The organism is Cellulomonas sp. P5_E12 (assembly GCF_054049315.1).
On the sequence record NZ_JBFUMP010000003.1, the window covers coordinates 186476 to 199379 of the forward strand.

Annotated in this window: 16 protein-coding genes; 6 read left to right on the top strand and 10 right to left on the bottom strand. The window is 73.5% G+C overall.

From position 1 onward, the window contains the following. Positions 1-11 precede the first annotated feature (11 nt). Positions 12-797, bottom strand: a complete 786-nt coding sequence (locus ACXJKA_RS03700) for a fumarylacetoacetate hydrolase family protein (RefSeq protein WP_456823822.1) — start codon at positions 795-797, stop codon at positions 12-14. Between the two features lie 14 nt (positions 798-811). Continuing rightward, on the bottom strand, positions 812-1633 hold the full coding sequence (locus tag ACXJKA_RS03705; RefSeq protein ID WP_456823823.1) for a methyltransferase domain-containing protein: 822 nt from the start codon (positions 1631-1633) through the stop codon (positions 812-814). Between the two features lie 100 nt (positions 1634-1733). On the opposite strand from ACXJKA_RS03705, the gene ACXJKA_RS03710 reads away from it, so the two are divergent. Next, positions 1734-2774 carry a DUF418 domain-containing protein gene (locus tag ACXJKA_RS03710; RefSeq protein ID WP_456823824.1) on the top strand — a complete coding sequence of 347 codons (1041 nt, stop codon included), beginning with the start codon at positions 1734-1736 and terminating at the stop codon, positions 2772-2774. Here ACXJKA_RS03710 and ACXJKA_RS03715 read toward each other — a convergent pair. After that, entirely contained in the window at positions 2764-3153 is a 390-nt protein-coding gene (locus tag ACXJKA_RS03715; RefSeq protein WP_456823825.1) for a DUF1304 domain-containing protein, read from the bottom strand. The two genes, ACXJKA_RS03710 and ACXJKA_RS03715, sit on opposite strands and share 11 nt — an antisense overlap. A gap of 35 nt (positions 3154-3188) precedes the next feature. Between ACXJKA_RS03715 and ACXJKA_RS03720 the strand changes: the two genes are divergently transcribed. Continuing rightward, positions 3189-4055, top strand: coding sequence for a 3-methyladenine DNA glycosylase (locus tag ACXJKA_RS03720; RefSeq protein WP_456823826.1), 867 nt, complete (start codon positions 3189-3191; stop codon positions 4053-4055). Positions 4056-4059: 4 nt separating this feature from the next. Here the strand turns inward: ACXJKA_RS03720 and ACXJKA_RS03725 are convergent, their stop codons facing one another. Next, a complete protein-coding gene (locus tag ACXJKA_RS03725) occupies positions 4060-4689 on the bottom strand; it encodes an AMIN-like domain-containing (lipo)protein (RefSeq protein ID WP_456823827.1) in 630 nt (209 codons plus the stop codon). Between the two features lie 86 nt (positions 4690-4775). Between ACXJKA_RS03725 and ACXJKA_RS03730 the strand changes: the two genes are divergently transcribed. Together ACXJKA_RS03730 and ACXJKA_RS03735 are read left to right on the top strand one after the other, a co-directional pair. After that, positions 4776-5441: a response regulator transcription factor gene (locus tag ACXJKA_RS03730; protein ID WP_456823828.1), complete on the top strand. Its 666-nt coding sequence runs from the start codon at positions 4776-4778 to the stop codon at positions 5439-5441. Next, entirely contained in the window at positions 5438-6658 is a 1221-nt protein-coding gene (locus tag ACXJKA_RS03735) for a sensor histidine kinase (RefSeq protein ID WP_456823829.1), read from the top strand. Before ACXJKA_RS03730 ends, ACXJKA_RS03735 begins: the two co-directional genes overlap by 4 nt. Here the strand turns inward: ACXJKA_RS03735 and ACXJKA_RS03740 are convergent. The 5 genes from ACXJKA_RS03740 to ACXJKA_RS03760 form a co-directional block, all read right to left on the bottom strand. Continuing rightward, the gene (locus ACXJKA_RS03740; protein WP_456823830.1) at positions 6630-7376 is read right to left on the bottom strand and encodes an FAD:protein FMN transferase; all 747 of its coding nucleotides are present in this window, start codon (positions 7374-7376) and stop codon (positions 6630-6632) included. The genes ACXJKA_RS03735 and ACXJKA_RS03740 overlap by 29 nt on opposite strands. A gap of 3 nt (positions 7377-7379) precedes the next feature. Further along, on the bottom strand, positions 7380-7889 hold the full coding sequence (locus ACXJKA_RS03745; RefSeq protein WP_456823831.1) for an FMN-binding protein: 510 nt from the start codon (positions 7887-7889) through the stop codon (positions 7380-7382). Next, a complete protein-coding gene (locus ACXJKA_RS03750; RefSeq protein WP_456823832.1) occupies positions 7886-9250 on the bottom strand; it encodes a ferredoxin reductase family protein in 1365 nt (454 codons plus the stop codon). The genes ACXJKA_RS03745 and ACXJKA_RS03750 overlap by 4 nt, the downstream gene beginning before the upstream one ends. Positions 9251-9327: 77 nt before the next feature. Continuing rightward, entirely contained in the window at positions 9328-10062 is a 735-nt protein-coding gene (locus tag ACXJKA_RS03755; RefSeq protein ID WP_456823833.1) for a glutamine amidotransferase, read from the bottom strand. Further along, positions 10059-10937: an oxygenase MpaB family protein gene (locus tag ACXJKA_RS03760; RefSeq protein WP_456823834.1), complete on the bottom strand. Its 879-nt coding sequence runs from the start codon at positions 10935-10937 to the stop codon at positions 10059-10061. The genes ACXJKA_RS03755 and ACXJKA_RS03760 overlap by 4 nt, the downstream gene beginning before the upstream one ends. An 85-nt stretch (positions 10938-11022) precedes the next feature. Between ACXJKA_RS03760 and ACXJKA_RS03765 the strand changes: the two genes are divergently transcribed. Together ACXJKA_RS03765 and ACXJKA_RS03770 are read left to right on the top strand one after the other, a co-directional pair. Then, positions 11023-11793, top strand: a complete 771-nt coding sequence (locus tag ACXJKA_RS03765; RefSeq protein WP_456823835.1) for an MBL fold metallo-hydrolase — start codon at positions 11023-11025, stop codon at positions 11791-11793. A gap of 59 nt (positions 11794-11852) precedes the next feature. Further along, positions 11853-12410 (top strand): hypothetical protein, encoded by a 558-nt coding sequence (locus ACXJKA_RS03770; RefSeq protein ID WP_456823836.1) that lies wholly within the window; start codon positions 11853-11855, stop codon positions 12408-12410. Positions 12411-12412: 2 nt separating this feature from the next. On the opposite strand, the gene rnhA is transcribed toward ACXJKA_RS03770, so the two are convergent. Beyond that, positions 12413-12889, bottom strand: a complete 477-nt coding sequence (gene rnhA / locus ACXJKA_RS03775) for a ribonuclease HI (RefSeq protein ID WP_456823837.1) — start codon at positions 12887-12889, stop codon at positions 12413-12415. Between the last annotated feature and the right edge of the window lie 15 nt (positions 12890-12904).

Here is a 12904-nt window from a genome sequence, read left to right on the forward strand (position 1 = left end):
TCTCCCGAACCTCAGTGCCGGCGCAGCACCGGGTTGCGCAGCGTGCCGATCTCCTCGACCTCGATCTCCACGATGTCGCGGTCCACGATCGGCCCGACGCCCGCGGGGGTGCCGGTGAGGATGACGTCGCCGGGCAGGAGCGTGAACACCTCGGAGATGTACGACACGAGGTACGCGGAGTCGAAGATCATCTGCGACGTGCGGCCGTCCTGCGTCGTCGTGCCGTTGACGCGGGCACGGACGAACAGGTCGTCGACGTCGAGGCCGGGCACGATCCACGGGCCGATCGGGCAGGAGCCGTCGAACCCCTTGGCGCGGGTCCACTGCGAGTCGGCGCGCTGGACGTCGCGTGCCGTGACGTCGTTGGCCACCGTGTACCCGAAGACGTGGTCCAGGGCGCGGTCGGGCGTGACGTCCTTGGTGACCTTGCCGATGACGATGGCCAGCTCGGCCTCGTGGTCGACGTGCTCGGTCCAGTCGGGCAAGACGATCGGGTCGTCCGGACCGATGATCGACGTGTTGGGCTTGAGGAACAGCAGCGGCGCCGCGGGGACCTCGTTGCCCAGCTCGGCGGCGTGCGCGGCGTAGTTGCGGCCGACGCCGATGATCTTGGAGCGTGGGATCACGGGGGCCAGCAGGCGGACGCTGTCGTCGTCGAGCCGGATCTGCTCCCCGGTCGGCTGGACGGGCGTGTAGAGCGGATCACCCGTGATGACCACGAGCTCCTCGGAACCGGGGGCTCCGTCGACCAGGGCGTAGCGGGGGTCTCCCCCGGTGGTGAACCTCGCGATGCGCATGTCGGAAGCCTAGGTCAGGCGCGAGCGAGCACCTCGCCGTGGAGCACCGCGAACCAGCCGTCGGGCTGCGTGCCCCACTCGCGCCAGGCGTCGGCCAGCAGCTCAAGGCCGACCTCGTCGGCGAGGCCGTGGGCGATGGCCTGCTTGGCGAAGTTCGAGGCGACCGACCGGTCCGCCCACAGCTCCGCCCACCAGGTGCGGTCCTCGGGCGTGGCGTAGCACCAGACACCGGCCGAGGGCACGATCCCGGCCGGGTCGAAGCCGGCCTCGCGGACCCACGACAACAGCTTGCGGCCCGCGTTGGCGTCGGCCTCGTTGGCCAGGGTGACCTCGTGGTAGAGCTCGCGCCACTCGTCCAGGCCGTTCGACTGCGGGAACCAGGTCATGCCGGAGTAGTCGGCGTCGCGCACCGCGACGATCCCGCCCGGGCGTGTGACGCGGCGCATCTCGCGCAGGGCGGCGATGGGGTCGGTGAGGTGCTGGAGCACCTGGTGCGCGTGGACCACGTCGAACGCGTCGTCGGGGAACGGCAGCTCGTAGGCGTCGGCCACCTGGAACGTCACGTTGTCCGCGCCGGCGTCCGCGGCGGCCTTCTGCGCGATCTCGACGACGGCCGCCGACGTGTCGACTCCGACGACCTCGCCCGGCTCGAGGCGGGCAGCCAGGTCGATGGTGACGGAGCCCGGGCCGCAGCCCACGTCGAGCAGTCGGGTCCCCGGGACGAGCGCCGGCAGCAGGTACCCGGCGGAGTTCTCGGCCGTGCGCCAGCGGTGCGACCGCAGCACGGACTCGTGGTGTCCGTGGGTGTACACGTCGGGGTGCGTCGGGGAGTTCACATCGAACTGTAATCACCCGACGGGGTCGAATTTCAAGAATCGGGACGAACGGTTTCGACATGCGAGATTTCGAGTTTCCGTGGCTCGCTAGCATCCGGGCATGCGCCGCATCGTGGGGATCGACGTCGCCCGGGGGCTCGCCGTGCTCGGGATGATGACCGCGCACGTGGGTCCCGACGACCCGTACGGCTTCTCAGAGCTGGCTGACGGCCGGCCCGCGTCACTGTTCGTCGTGCTCGCCGGGCTGTCGCTCGGGCTGCTCTCGGGAGGCGCCTCGCCGGTGGTCGGGACGCGGCTGGTGCAGGCGCGCGTCCGGATCCTCGTGCGAGCGCTGCTGCTGTTCACGATCGGGGAGCTGCTCGTCCTGCTCGCGACGCCCGTCGCCGTGATCCTGCCGACGTACGGCCTGCTGTTCGCGCTCGGCTGCCTCGCGCTGCGCTGGTCGCGGGCCGCGCTGCTCACGGCCGCCGGCATCGTCGCCGTCCTCGGGCCGCCGCTCGGCGGGACCATCGCCGCCGAGTTCGAGGGCCGGCCCGCCACGACGCTCGTCACGCTCGCGACCGGGCACTTCTACCCCGCGATCGTCTGGCTCGCGTACCTGCTCGTCGGCCTTTCGCTGGGCCGCAGCGACCTGCGCGACCGCTCGCGGCGAGCCGTCGCCGCCCTGGTCGGGGTCGGCCTGGTGCTCCTCGGTCACGGCGGGTCCTGGGTCGCGCTCCACGTCCTGCACTGGCCGACCGGGCTGGCCACCAGCGAGCCGCACTCGTCGACCACGTTCGAGGTCGTCGGCAACGTGGGCGTCGCGCTGCTGGTCATCAGCGCGTCGCTCGCCCTCGCCGACTGCTGGCCCGGCGCCCTCTCGCCGTTGGCCGCCGTCGGGTCGCTCGCCCTGACGGCCTACACCGTGCACGTCGTCGTCATCGCGGCCCTGGGGCGGACGGTCGTCTACCACCCGACGGTCGCGGTCTGGCTGGCGTTCGTGCTCACGACGATCGCGCTGTGCTGGCTGTGGGCCACCACGCTCGGGCGCGGGCCGCTCGAGTGGGCGCTGCACCGGGTGTCGACGCGGGCGGCCGACGTCGCGCCGGACCAGCTGCCGGAGCCGGCCCTGACCGGGCCCGACCAACCGGTCAGCCGTTGACCAGCGCGACCACGGCGAAGATCACGGCCAGCAGCGGGAACGCGCCCTGGGTGGCCGCTGCACGGGCCATGCTGCGGTTGGTGACGACGAGCACGAGCGCGGCGGACACCATCGAGCCGCAGGCGAACAGGATCAGCGCCAGGCCCACGGTCTCCTGGCCCGCGAGCGCCAGCACCGCGCCCACCAGGGCGCCGACGGCGAGGAACAGGTTGTAGAAGCCCTGGTTGTAGGCCCACGGCTTCACCGCGGGGACGTCCTCCGTCCGCGTCTGGAACCGCGCGTGCACGTCGGGGCGCTCGAAGAGCACCGACTCGTACGCGAAGAAGAGCACGTGCAGCAGGGCAGCGAGGATGGCGAAGACGGCCGCGAGGATGGTCACGGAGGCAGTGTGTCAGCCTCGCCTACCCTGGGGGCATGCCCGTGACCGCCGCCTCCGCGCTCGACGCCACCACGTGGCAGTCCCTCGCCGAGGCACACGCGGACCGGGCAGACGCCTTCACCGCCGGTCGCCGCGAGCGCCGGTCGCGTCAGCAGAAGCACGCCATCGAGGACTTCCTGTTCGAGTACTACCCGGTGACGCCGGCCGCGCTGCGCCGCTGGCACCCCGGCGTCGGCGTCGCGCTGGAGGCACCCGCACCGCACGACGGCTGGCGCTGGTACCGGGAGACGGACGGCGTGGTCGCGCTCGATGTCGACGCGTTCGTCGCCGACCGCGGCGACGCCGTCCGGTTCATCCACGGTCTGCTCGCCGCGACGCTCGGCCGCCCGGCCCTCACCGGCTGCTTCGGCCTGCACGAGTGGGCGATGGTCTACCGCGAGGTCGACGAGCACCGGCACCCGCTCCCCCTGCGCCTCGGGTCGGCCGGGACCGACGCGGTGGTCGAGACCCACAAGATCCGCTGCACGCACTTCGACGCGTACCGGTTCTTCACGCCCGAGGCCGTCGAGCGCAACACCCGGCGGCCGACACGCGAGTCGATGACCGCGATGGAGCAGCCGGGATGTCTGCACGCCGGGATGGACGTCTACAAGTGGGCCACCAAGCTCGGGCCTGCCGTCCCCGGGGACCTGCTGCTCGACTGCTTCGCGCTGGCCCGGGACATCCGGACGCTCGACATGCGGGCGTCGCCGTACGACGTGACGACGTACGGCCTGGACCCCGTGGCGATCGAGACGTCCGACGGCAAGGCCGAGTACGTCGCGCAGCAGCGGGGCTTCGCCGAGCGCGGGAACGTGCTGCGCGGGCGGCTGGTCGAGGTGTGCGAGGCGCTGACGGTCTGACGGGTCAGTCGTGCCGCACGTCGACGACGACGCGGGCGGGGTCCGTGAGTGCGAAGACGCGGAACGGGTGGTCGGCGGTGTCGACGCCGACGAACGCGAGCTCCTGCCCCTCGAACTGTCCTCGCACGTTCACCTCCCGCAGCACGGGGTACCCCGGCGTGAGGACCGGGTTGGTGCCGCTCCACTCCGCGACACCCGTGGTGTCGGGCAGCTGGACCCCGAGCAGGACCACCTGCAGGGTGCCGTCCCCCGCGATGTCGAGGACCGTGTCGGCCGGGTCGTCGGTCGCGGTGTCCACGTAGCGCACCATCCACCCGGGCGTCCCGGTCCCCTCGAACCGGAAGACCACGCGGTCGTAGCCCTCGTGCTGACCCGTGGACACGTCGGTGAGAGTCATCGCGGCGCCGTCGGAGGACGGCTGCTCGTCGGGCTCGACGTCCGCTGGGAACGGGACGGGCGCGTCCGACTCGGCAGCGACCGAGGGTGTCGTGGGCGGCGAAGTCGCCGTCGCGGTCGTCGTCGAGGGCGTCGTCGAGGTCTGCGACGGAGTCGCCCGCCCACCGCCTGCACAGGACGCGAGCAGCATGATCGCGCCGAGGCCCATCCCCGCGATGCAGCGTCGCCGTGCGTTCATGGCGTCCCCTCGTGTCGTCGGCCCCGTCCGTCGGCGCCGACAAGGCCACCGTACGATGCGAGGACGTGCTGAGCAGGGAGGATGCGATGCCCGAACCCGCGCAGCTGCTCCTGGTCGAGGACGACCGGCAGCTCGCCTCGATGCTCGAGCAGATCCTCGTCGGCGAGGGGTACCAGGTCGACGTCGCGCGGGACGGCCAGCGCGGGCTGCACCTCGGCCTGACCCGCACGTACGACGTCATCGTGCTCGACCGCGGGCTCCCGGCCATCGAAGGCCTCGACCTGCTGGGCCGGCTCCGGTCGAAGGGCGTGATCACGCCCGCCCTGGTGCTGTCGGCGCTGGGCAACCCCGCGGACCGGGTCGCCGGGCTGGACGCCGGTGCCGAGGACTACATGAGCAAGCCGTTCGACGTCGACGAGCTGGCGGCCCGCCTCCGGGCGCTGCGGCGACGACGGTACGAGCACGCCGCGTCGCTCCCCCTCCCCGCGGGGACGCTCGACCTGGGCACGCGACAGGTCACGCGCGCGTCCGGCGAGCTGGTCGACCTCTCGGAGCGCGAGTGCTCGCTGCTCGAGCTGCTCGCCCGGCACCCGCGGCAGGTGTTCACCCGCGCGGAGATCCTGGACAGGGTGTTCACCGAGGCCGAGGACGAGGGGGTCGTCGACACCTACGTCTACTACCTGCGCCGCAAGCTCGGCCGGGCGAGCATCTCCACGGTCCGGGGCGCCGGATACCGGCTGGGGGCCGGGTGACCACAGAACCCACCACCGGATCCGAGCGCGACGCGTTGCGACGGACCGCCCGTCGGCTCGGCGTGCAGACCGCGCTCCTGGTCCTCGGGTGTCTGGTCGTCGTCGGCGCCGCCGTGCTCCTGGTGGTCGTCCGAGCCCAGGCCGAGTCGGCGACCTCCCGGCTCGAGGGTGCGGTCCACTCGATCGACGATGCCCACGACGCCCCTCCCGGCATGTGGGTCGCCGTGGCGTCGCAGCGCGGCCTCTCGGCCTCGGACGACCTGCCGGACAGCCTCCCCGACCTCGACGCGATGCGGCAGGTCGCCCGGTCCGGGGAGGACGTGTGGACCACCGCGTCGACGCCCTCGGGCAGGGTCCGCGTGCTCACGGGCAGCCACGACGCGACCGTCGTGCAGGCGGCGCTGGACCCCGACGAGTCCCGCGAGGAGCTGGCGCGGCTCGTCGTCGCGCTGCTGGTCGCGGGCGCTGTGGGTGTGCTCCTCGCGGGCCTGGGCGCCGTCTGGCTGACCCGTCGGGCCGTGCAGCCGATGGTGGCCGCGCTCAGCCTGCAGCGGCGGTTCGTCGCCGACGCCAGCCACGAGCTCCGCACCCCGCTCACCCTGCTGGCGACCCGGGCCCAGCTGCTGGACCGGCACATGAGCGCGGACTGGGGCGGCGCCTCGCCGGAGCGGGTCCAGCACGACGTCGACGGCCTGCTCGCCGACGCGGCGGCGCTCACCGCGGTCCTGGACGACATGCTGCTGGCGGCCGATGCCCGGTCGGTCGACTCCGTGCTCGTGGAGACGGTCGCCCTCGCCCAGGAGGTGGTCGACGCCGCCCGGGCGACCGCGCTGCAGCGGGGCGTGCAGATCGCCCGCGAGGGCGACCCGACCGCGCTCGCGCTCGCCTCCCCGGTCGCGCTGCGCCGCGCGGTCACGGCGTTGGTGGACAACGCCATCGACCACGCCACCACCTCTGTCGAGGTCGTGGTTCTCAACCGCGACGGGCGCGTGGCCGTGCGGGTGCGGGACGACGGTCCCGGGCTGCCCGACAGCGACCGGCTGTTCGAGCGTTTCGCCTCGCACCGGGACACCGAGGGCGACCGTCGGCACTACGGCATCGGGCTCGCGCTCGTCGCCGAGGTCGCGGCGCAGCACGGCGGCACGGTGTCGGCCGCGTCGCGCGACGACGGACGGCCGGGCGCGGTCATCACGCTGGAGCTGCCTGCAGCCCCGTGAGGATCTCGCCGTCGGCACGCACGGCGACGACCGCGGCGGCCCCGTGCTCGTACGCCCAGGCCACGCCGTCGGTGCCGAGGGCGAGGACGCAGGTCGCCAGCACGTCGGCCGTGGTGAGGTCCGCCGCGACCACGGTCGCCGCCAGCAGCCCGGTAGCCGCCTCGCCCGTGCGGCCGTCCCAGACGTGCTCGCCCCGCTCGTACGTGCCGGACGTCGCGACGGCGCCGTCCCGTACCTCGAGCACCGTGAGGAACGCCTGTGGATCGGCGGGGTCGCGCACGCCGACGTTCCAGCCCCTCCCGGGCTCCGGCTCCCCGCGCACGACGACGTCGCCCCCGGCGTTGAGGCAGAACGTGGTCAGCCCGGCCGCGACCAGGGTGTCCGCCGCGCGCTGCGCCGCCCAGCCCTTGACCACGCCGTCGGTGTCGAGCGAGCCGTCGGGGCGCCGCACGCTGAACGCGCCGCCGGACGCCGCGCCGTAGCGGGCGGCGATGGCGAGCACCTCGCGCAGGTCGTCGCTCGGTTCGTCGTGCTCCCCGCGGTCGTGCCGGCTCACCTCGCTGTCCGGGCGGAACCGGCTGAACCGTCGGTCGGCGTCGTGCATCGCGTCGAACGCGGCGCGGACCACCCGCCGAACGTCGGCGTCGTCTCGGTCTTCTCCGCCGTGCCGCACGTCCACCGACATCGGCACGCCCATCACCAGCTCCAGGTGTCGCATGCGTCAGCCCTGCTGGTCGATGGCGGCCTGCACGGACCGCGCGTAGGCCTCTGACGTGTAGGTCGCGCCCGAGACCGTGTCGATCTGCGCCGACTGGGCGGCGATCACCTCCTGGGCGAGGATCGGCGTGGCCCGCGCGTTGATCTGGACGCTCTCGCGGTGACCGCCCGGCGCCTGCAGCGTCTGCACGTCGGTGATCTGGCCCGCGGTGAACGTCACCGACACCTGCACGGGGCCGTACCGGGTCTGCACCGACGTGCCGACGACCGTGACGGTGTCGTTGTTCGTCGTCGAGGCGCGGGAGTCGGTGCTGCTGGCGCTGGACCCCGAGGAGTCCGCCGAGGATGAGCCGGAAGGCGAGCCGGCGTCCGCGGACGACGAGGTCGACGTCGACGTGTCGGCGCCCGCCGGGGTGTCCGCCGGCGCCAGCACCGCGAACTTGGCGAACCCCGCCGCCCCCATCGCCGCCACGGCCCCGGTGTAGATCAGAGTTCCCCGCCAACGCGTCGTCATGACTCGATCTCCTCTCGGTGGATGGCTGTGCGCGGCACGCCCAGCGCCCGCGCCGAGCGCACGACCGCGTCGGTCATGGCCGGCGGGCCGCAGACGAACACGTCCCGCGAGGCGATGTCGGGCACGAGCGAGCGCAGGTACGGCGCGTCGAGCGGGTCGTAGCCCAGCTGCGCGCGACGGCCGGGCACCGGCACGTAGTGCAGTCCCGGCGACGGCGTGAACTCGGCGGCCAGTGCCAGCCCGGCGGCGTCATGCGCCCGATGGACGACGACGAGCTGGTGGCCACGGACGAGCAGGTCCTCCGCGAGCGCCCGCACCGGTCCGACGCCGGCGCCGCCGGCGACCAGGAGAGCCTTGCGGGTGGTGGCGCGGTCCGCCGTGAAGCGCCCGAACGGCCCCTCGACCTGCACGCGGGTGCCCGGCCGGAGCTCCGCGACGGCCGACGAGTGGTCACCCAGCGCGCCGATCGTGAACCGCAGGTGATCCCCGGTGGGCACCATCGAGAGCGAGTACGGGTGGGCGGTCCCGCGGTGTCCCGGGGTGAGAAACCGGAGGAGGAAGAACTGGCCGCCGCGAGCGCCGAGCGACGAGAGCCCGCGTCCCTCCAGCCACAGGCTGGCCAGCCCGCGCCCCTCGGGCACCACGGCCGACACCCGCAGCGCCAGCCGACGCTGCGCCAGGAGCGGCAGCGCCACCCGCCAGGTCAGCAACGCCGCCGCGGTCCCCGCGTACAGCAGGATCCAGAGGCCCTGCGCGACGGGCGAGCCGACGAAGTGGGTGCCGCCGGCCACCTGGTGGGCGAAGGCGAGGAACACCCCGACGTAGATCGTGAGGTGCACCGCGAACCAGACCTCGTAGGAGAGCTTCTGGCGGGCGAGCCGGGCGCTCGACAGCCCGACGGCCAGGAACAGCACCGTCCCGATCAGCGCCGGCCACAGGTACGGCTGACGGGCGAGCACGCCCGGGACCTCGGACCACACGGTCACGCCGTCGAGCAGCGCGCCGCCGACGATCATGAGGGCCACGTGCGTCATCACCAGCAGCACCACCGACGTGCCGAGCGAGCGGTGCCAGGCGACCAGCCGGTCGAAGCCGACCGCTCGCTCGAACCACGGGACGCGGCCGACCAGGAGCAGCTGGGCGCAGACGAGGTAGGAGGCGAGCAGACCCGCCAGCTCCCCCAGCGCCATGAGCGCTCCGCCGGGCGTCGCCCCGGCCGCTGCGTCCGTCCCGGTCCACCAGAACACCAGCACCGCGACGACGCCGAGCCAGAGCACCGGGAGGACCCCGCCGCGTGCGCGCACGGACGCCGGCGCGGCGATCGGTGCGATCGTCGGTGCTTCCCAGGTGGTCGTGGCCATGTCACCGAGTCTGGCGACGCGATCTCAGAGGTTTCTCCGAGACTCCTGTCAGCACGCTGTGCAGGCGGCTCACCTGCTCAGCGGCGCGCGTACCGCCGCACGAAGGCCTCAAGGATCAGCGGTGGCGCCCACACGTCGGCGGCGCGGACCCGGGCGACGACCTCGTCGTACTCCCCCGGCCGGTAGTACCCGTAGTCGCGGTACACCCCGATGCGCGTGACGATCCCGGCAAGGTCCAGCTCGGGGTGGAACTGCGTGGCGTAGAGGTTCTCGCGCACGCGGAACATCTGGACCGGACACGTGGCCGACGAGGCGAGGAGCACCGCCGCGGGCGGGAGCACGCGGCACGCCTCCTTGTGGCCGACGAAGGCCTCGAACGCCTCCGGGAGCGCCGCGAGCAGCGGGTCCGCGCGGCCCGCCTCGGTGAGCGTCACCGTCACCGCGCCGATCGGCTCGGCGAACGTGCCGTCGATGACCGCGCCCTGGTGTACCCCGAGCGTGCCGACGCCGTAGCAGGCACCGAGGAACGGCAGGTCCCGGTCGACGATGTCGTCCAGCAGCGCCGACACCTCGGCCTCGACCCGGCGCTGCACCGGCGACTTCTCGTCCTCCGGCTTGCTCGCGTCGTACGGGCTGCCGCCCACGATGACGCCGTCGTACCGGTCGAGGTCGACGGGCAGGAACGGCGCCGCCTCCATCCGGACCTGCTCGAGCTCGTCGGCGCGCAGACCGCCGAACCTCAGGAAGGCCGCGTGCTCCCCCACCGCGGCGACGTCCTCGGCGCGCGAGCTCAGGAGCAGGAAGCGGGTCATCGCACGACCGACACCCGGCTGGCGTCGTCGGGACCGAGCATCCAGCGGATCGAGCGCGTGGCCACGGACCCGCCGGCGCGGGCCGCCGCCAGCCCGACGCGGCCCGGCCGGTCGAGGCCAAGCAGCTCGAACGACCACGGTGGCATCGAGGCGACCGCCGCCCGCGCGAGCAACGTGTAGCCCGGCCGCAGCGCGCGAGGGACGGGCGGCTCGTGCAGCAGGAAGTCGGCCGCCTCGCGCGCAGCCGTCGACGCCGCGAGCGCGGGACGGAACTCGTCGAGCGCCTTGGCCAGCTCGGCCACCGACTCGGGCACCCGCTCCGCCCCGAGCGCGATCGCGACCCGCGACGCCTGCGCGACGTACTCGTCGGCACCGGCATCGTCGAGACGCCGCTGCCCGTACGCGCGGTGCGCCCGCAGGAAGCTGTCGACCTCGGCGACGTGCACCCAGCGCAGCAGCGTGGGGTCGCCGGCGAAGTACTCGAGCCCGTCGGCCGTCACGCCGCGGAGGCGCTCGTGCACCCACCGGACGCGGTCGATCGCCTCCGTCGCGTGCTCGATCGTGCCGAACGTGGTGACGGCCAGGAACGTGCTGGTCCGCGCGAGGCGGCCCCATGGGTCGCCGCGGTATCCGGAGTGCGCCGCGACCGCGCCCATCGCGGCCGGGTGCAGCGACTGCAGGAGCAGCGCCCGCATGCCGCCGACGAACATCGACGCGTCGCCGTGCACCGTCCGGATGGCAGAGCCGGGCGGGAACCAGCGCGGGCCGGGCGTGCCGTGGATGCGCTCGCGGCTGGCCAGCCCGTCCGGCCCGGCGACGCGCAGGAACAGGTTCGTGCCGGCCCGGTCTCGCATCGCGCGAAGGCTCTGCACCATGGGTCCTCCCGATCGGCGCTCCCTGCGTGTTCGATGGTAGGTCGACCCTGTCCGGAGTGCGCCCGGCCAGGCCATGCTGGCCACCATGACCAGGCTGACGCACATCGGAGGGCCGACCCTCCTCATCGAGATCGACGGCTGGCGGCTGCTCACCGACCCCACGTTCGAGGCACCCGGGCGCGGGTACGCCTTTGGCTGGGGCACCCACGGCACCAAGGTCGCGGGGCCGTCGGTCGGCCTGGCGGACCTCGGCCGGATCGACGCGGTCCTGCTCACCCACGACCAGCACGCGGACAACCTCGACGACGCCGGCCGGGCGCTCCTGCCATCGGTCGGCACGGTCCTCACCACGGTCCCGGCCGCGCGGCGCCTGGGCGGCAACGCCGTCGGGCTCGAGCCGTGGCGCACCACGACCCTCGAGGACGGCGACCGTCCGTCCCTCACCGTGACCGCGACGCCCGGCCGCCACGGACCGCCGCTCACCCGCTCGATCGTGGGCGACGTGACCGGGTTCGCGGTCCGGCGGTCGGGTGCCGACGAGGTCGCCGTGTGGATCTCCGGCGACACCGTGATGTTCGAGGGCCTGCGGGAGGTTGCGCGCCGCCTGACCGTCGACGTCGCGGTGCTGCACCTCGGCGCGGTCCAGTTCGGGGTGACCGGGCCGGTCCGCTTCACGTTCAGCGCGCGCGAGGGCGTCGAGATGGTGAACCTGCTGACGCCGCGGCTGGTCGTGCCGGTGCACTACGAGGGCTGGTCGCACTTCCGGCAGGGGCGCGACGTCCTCGAACCGGCGCTCGCGGGGACGGAGGCAGACGTCCGCTGGCTGGAGATCGGGCGGCCCACGGAGGTCGGCTGATCGGGTGACAGCCGCTCGAGCGACGCGTCCGGCGTGCTGGGCGCCGCCACCATGAGCGGGTGCGCGTCAACCACCGGGTCGTCGGGCCCCTCGTCGGCGGCCTCGTGCTGGCCGGGACCGCCGGGACGGTGGCCGCGGTCTGGATGAACCGCGGACCCGAGCCCCTGCCGCCCCTCGCCGTCGAGACGCTCGCGCCACCGACCGGGATCTCGCTGCCCGCGCGCGTGGACGGGTCGGCGTTCGCCTTCGACTCCCCCGTCGACGGGCAGCTGGGCGGGGACCTGCTCACCGTGCCGCTGGCCGCGCCTCCGTCGGCGTCGTCGGTCGGCGTGGTCTCGGTCCCCCGGAGCGGCGGGTTCGACTCGCTCGAGCACTACACCGACTGGCAGCGCCGGCACGCCGAGGACTCGCACGTCGTCGACGACCCCGTCGTGGAGCACAGCGCCCTCGGCGCGGCCGTCCGCAAGGACCTGGTCATGAACGACGGCCTGACGATCACGCAGTGGGCCGTGGAGCACGGCGACCACCTGTACCTGGTCGAGTGGATGCACCGCCCGGACGACGACACGTGGCGACCCACGGTGGAGGCCATGATCGCGTCCTGGCGCTGGAGCTGACCTCAGGCTTCGGCGCGGACCTTGTCGACGCCCCGGTTGGCCAGCTGGTCGGCCCGCTCGTTGCCCGGGTCCCCGGCGTGCCCCTTGACCCAGACCCAGGTGACCGTGTGGCGGGCGACCTCCGCGTCGAGGGCCTCCCAGAGCTCCTGGTTCTTCACGGGCTTCTTGTCGCCTGTGCGCCAGCCGTTGCGCTTCCACCCGGCGATCCACTTGGTGACGCCGTTCATCACGTACTGCGAGTCGACGTGCAGGGTCACGGCGCACGGCTTGGTCAGCGCCCGCAGGCCCTCGATGACCGCGGTGAGCTCCATGCGGTTGTTGGTGGTGAGCGGCTCGCCGCCGAACAGCTCGCGCTCGTGCTCGCCGTAGCGCATCCACGCGCCCCAGCCGCCGACGCCCGGGTTGCCCTTGCACGCGCCGTCGGTCCACATCTCCACCGTCGGTCGCTCGCTCACGGGCCACACCCTAGACGGCTGCATGGGACCATCGACGCA

Bases quoted from the DNA above. Each gene is read 5' to 3' on its own strand.
- ACXJKA_RS03700 (WP_456823822.1), bottom strand. From the start codon at position 797: ATGCGCATCGCGAGGTTCACCACCGGGGGAGACCCCCGCTACGCCCTG.
- ACXJKA_RS03710 (WP_456823824.1), top strand. From the start codon at position 1,734: ATGCGCCGCATCGTGGGGATCGACGTCGCCCGGGGGCTCGCCGTGCTC.
- ACXJKA_RS03720 (WP_456823826.1), top strand. From the start codon at position 3,189: ATGCCCGTGACCGCCGCCTCCGCGCTCGACGCCACCACGTGGCAGTCC.
- ACXJKA_RS03725 (WP_456823827.1), bottom strand. From the start codon at position 4,689: ATGAACGCACGGCGACGCTGCATCGCGGGGATGGGCCTCGGCGCGATC.
- ACXJKA_RS03730 (WP_456823828.1), top strand. From the start codon at position 4,776: ATGCCCGAACCCGCGCAGCTGCTCCTGGTCGAGGACGACCGGCAGCTC.
- ACXJKA_RS03740 (WP_456823830.1), bottom strand. From the start codon at position 7,376: ATGCGACACCTGGAGCTGGTGATGGGCGTGCCGATGTCGGTGGACGTG.
- ACXJKA_RS03745 (WP_456823831.1), bottom strand. From the start codon at position 7,889: ATGACGACGCGTTGGCGGGGAACTCTGATCTACACCGGGGCCGTGGCG.
- ACXJKA_RS03750 (WP_456823832.1), bottom strand. From the start codon at position 9,250: ATGGCCACGACCACCTGGGAAGCACCGACGATCGCACCGATCGCCGCG.
- ACXJKA_RS03755 (WP_456823833.1), bottom strand. From the start codon at position 10,062: ATGACCCGCTTCCTGCTCCTGAGCTCGCGCGCCGAGGACGTCGCCGCG.
- ACXJKA_RS03760 (WP_456823834.1), bottom strand. From the start codon at position 10,937: ATGGTGCAGAGCCTTCGCGCGATGCGAGACCGGGCCGGCACGAACCTG.
- ACXJKA_RS03765 (WP_456823835.1), top strand. From the start codon at position 11,023: ATGACCAGGCTGACGCACATCGGAGGGCCGACCCTCCTCATCGAGATC.
- rnhA (WP_456823837.1), bottom strand. From the start codon at position 12,889: ATGCAGCCGTCTAGGGTGTGGCCCGTGAGCGAGCGACCGACGGTGGAG.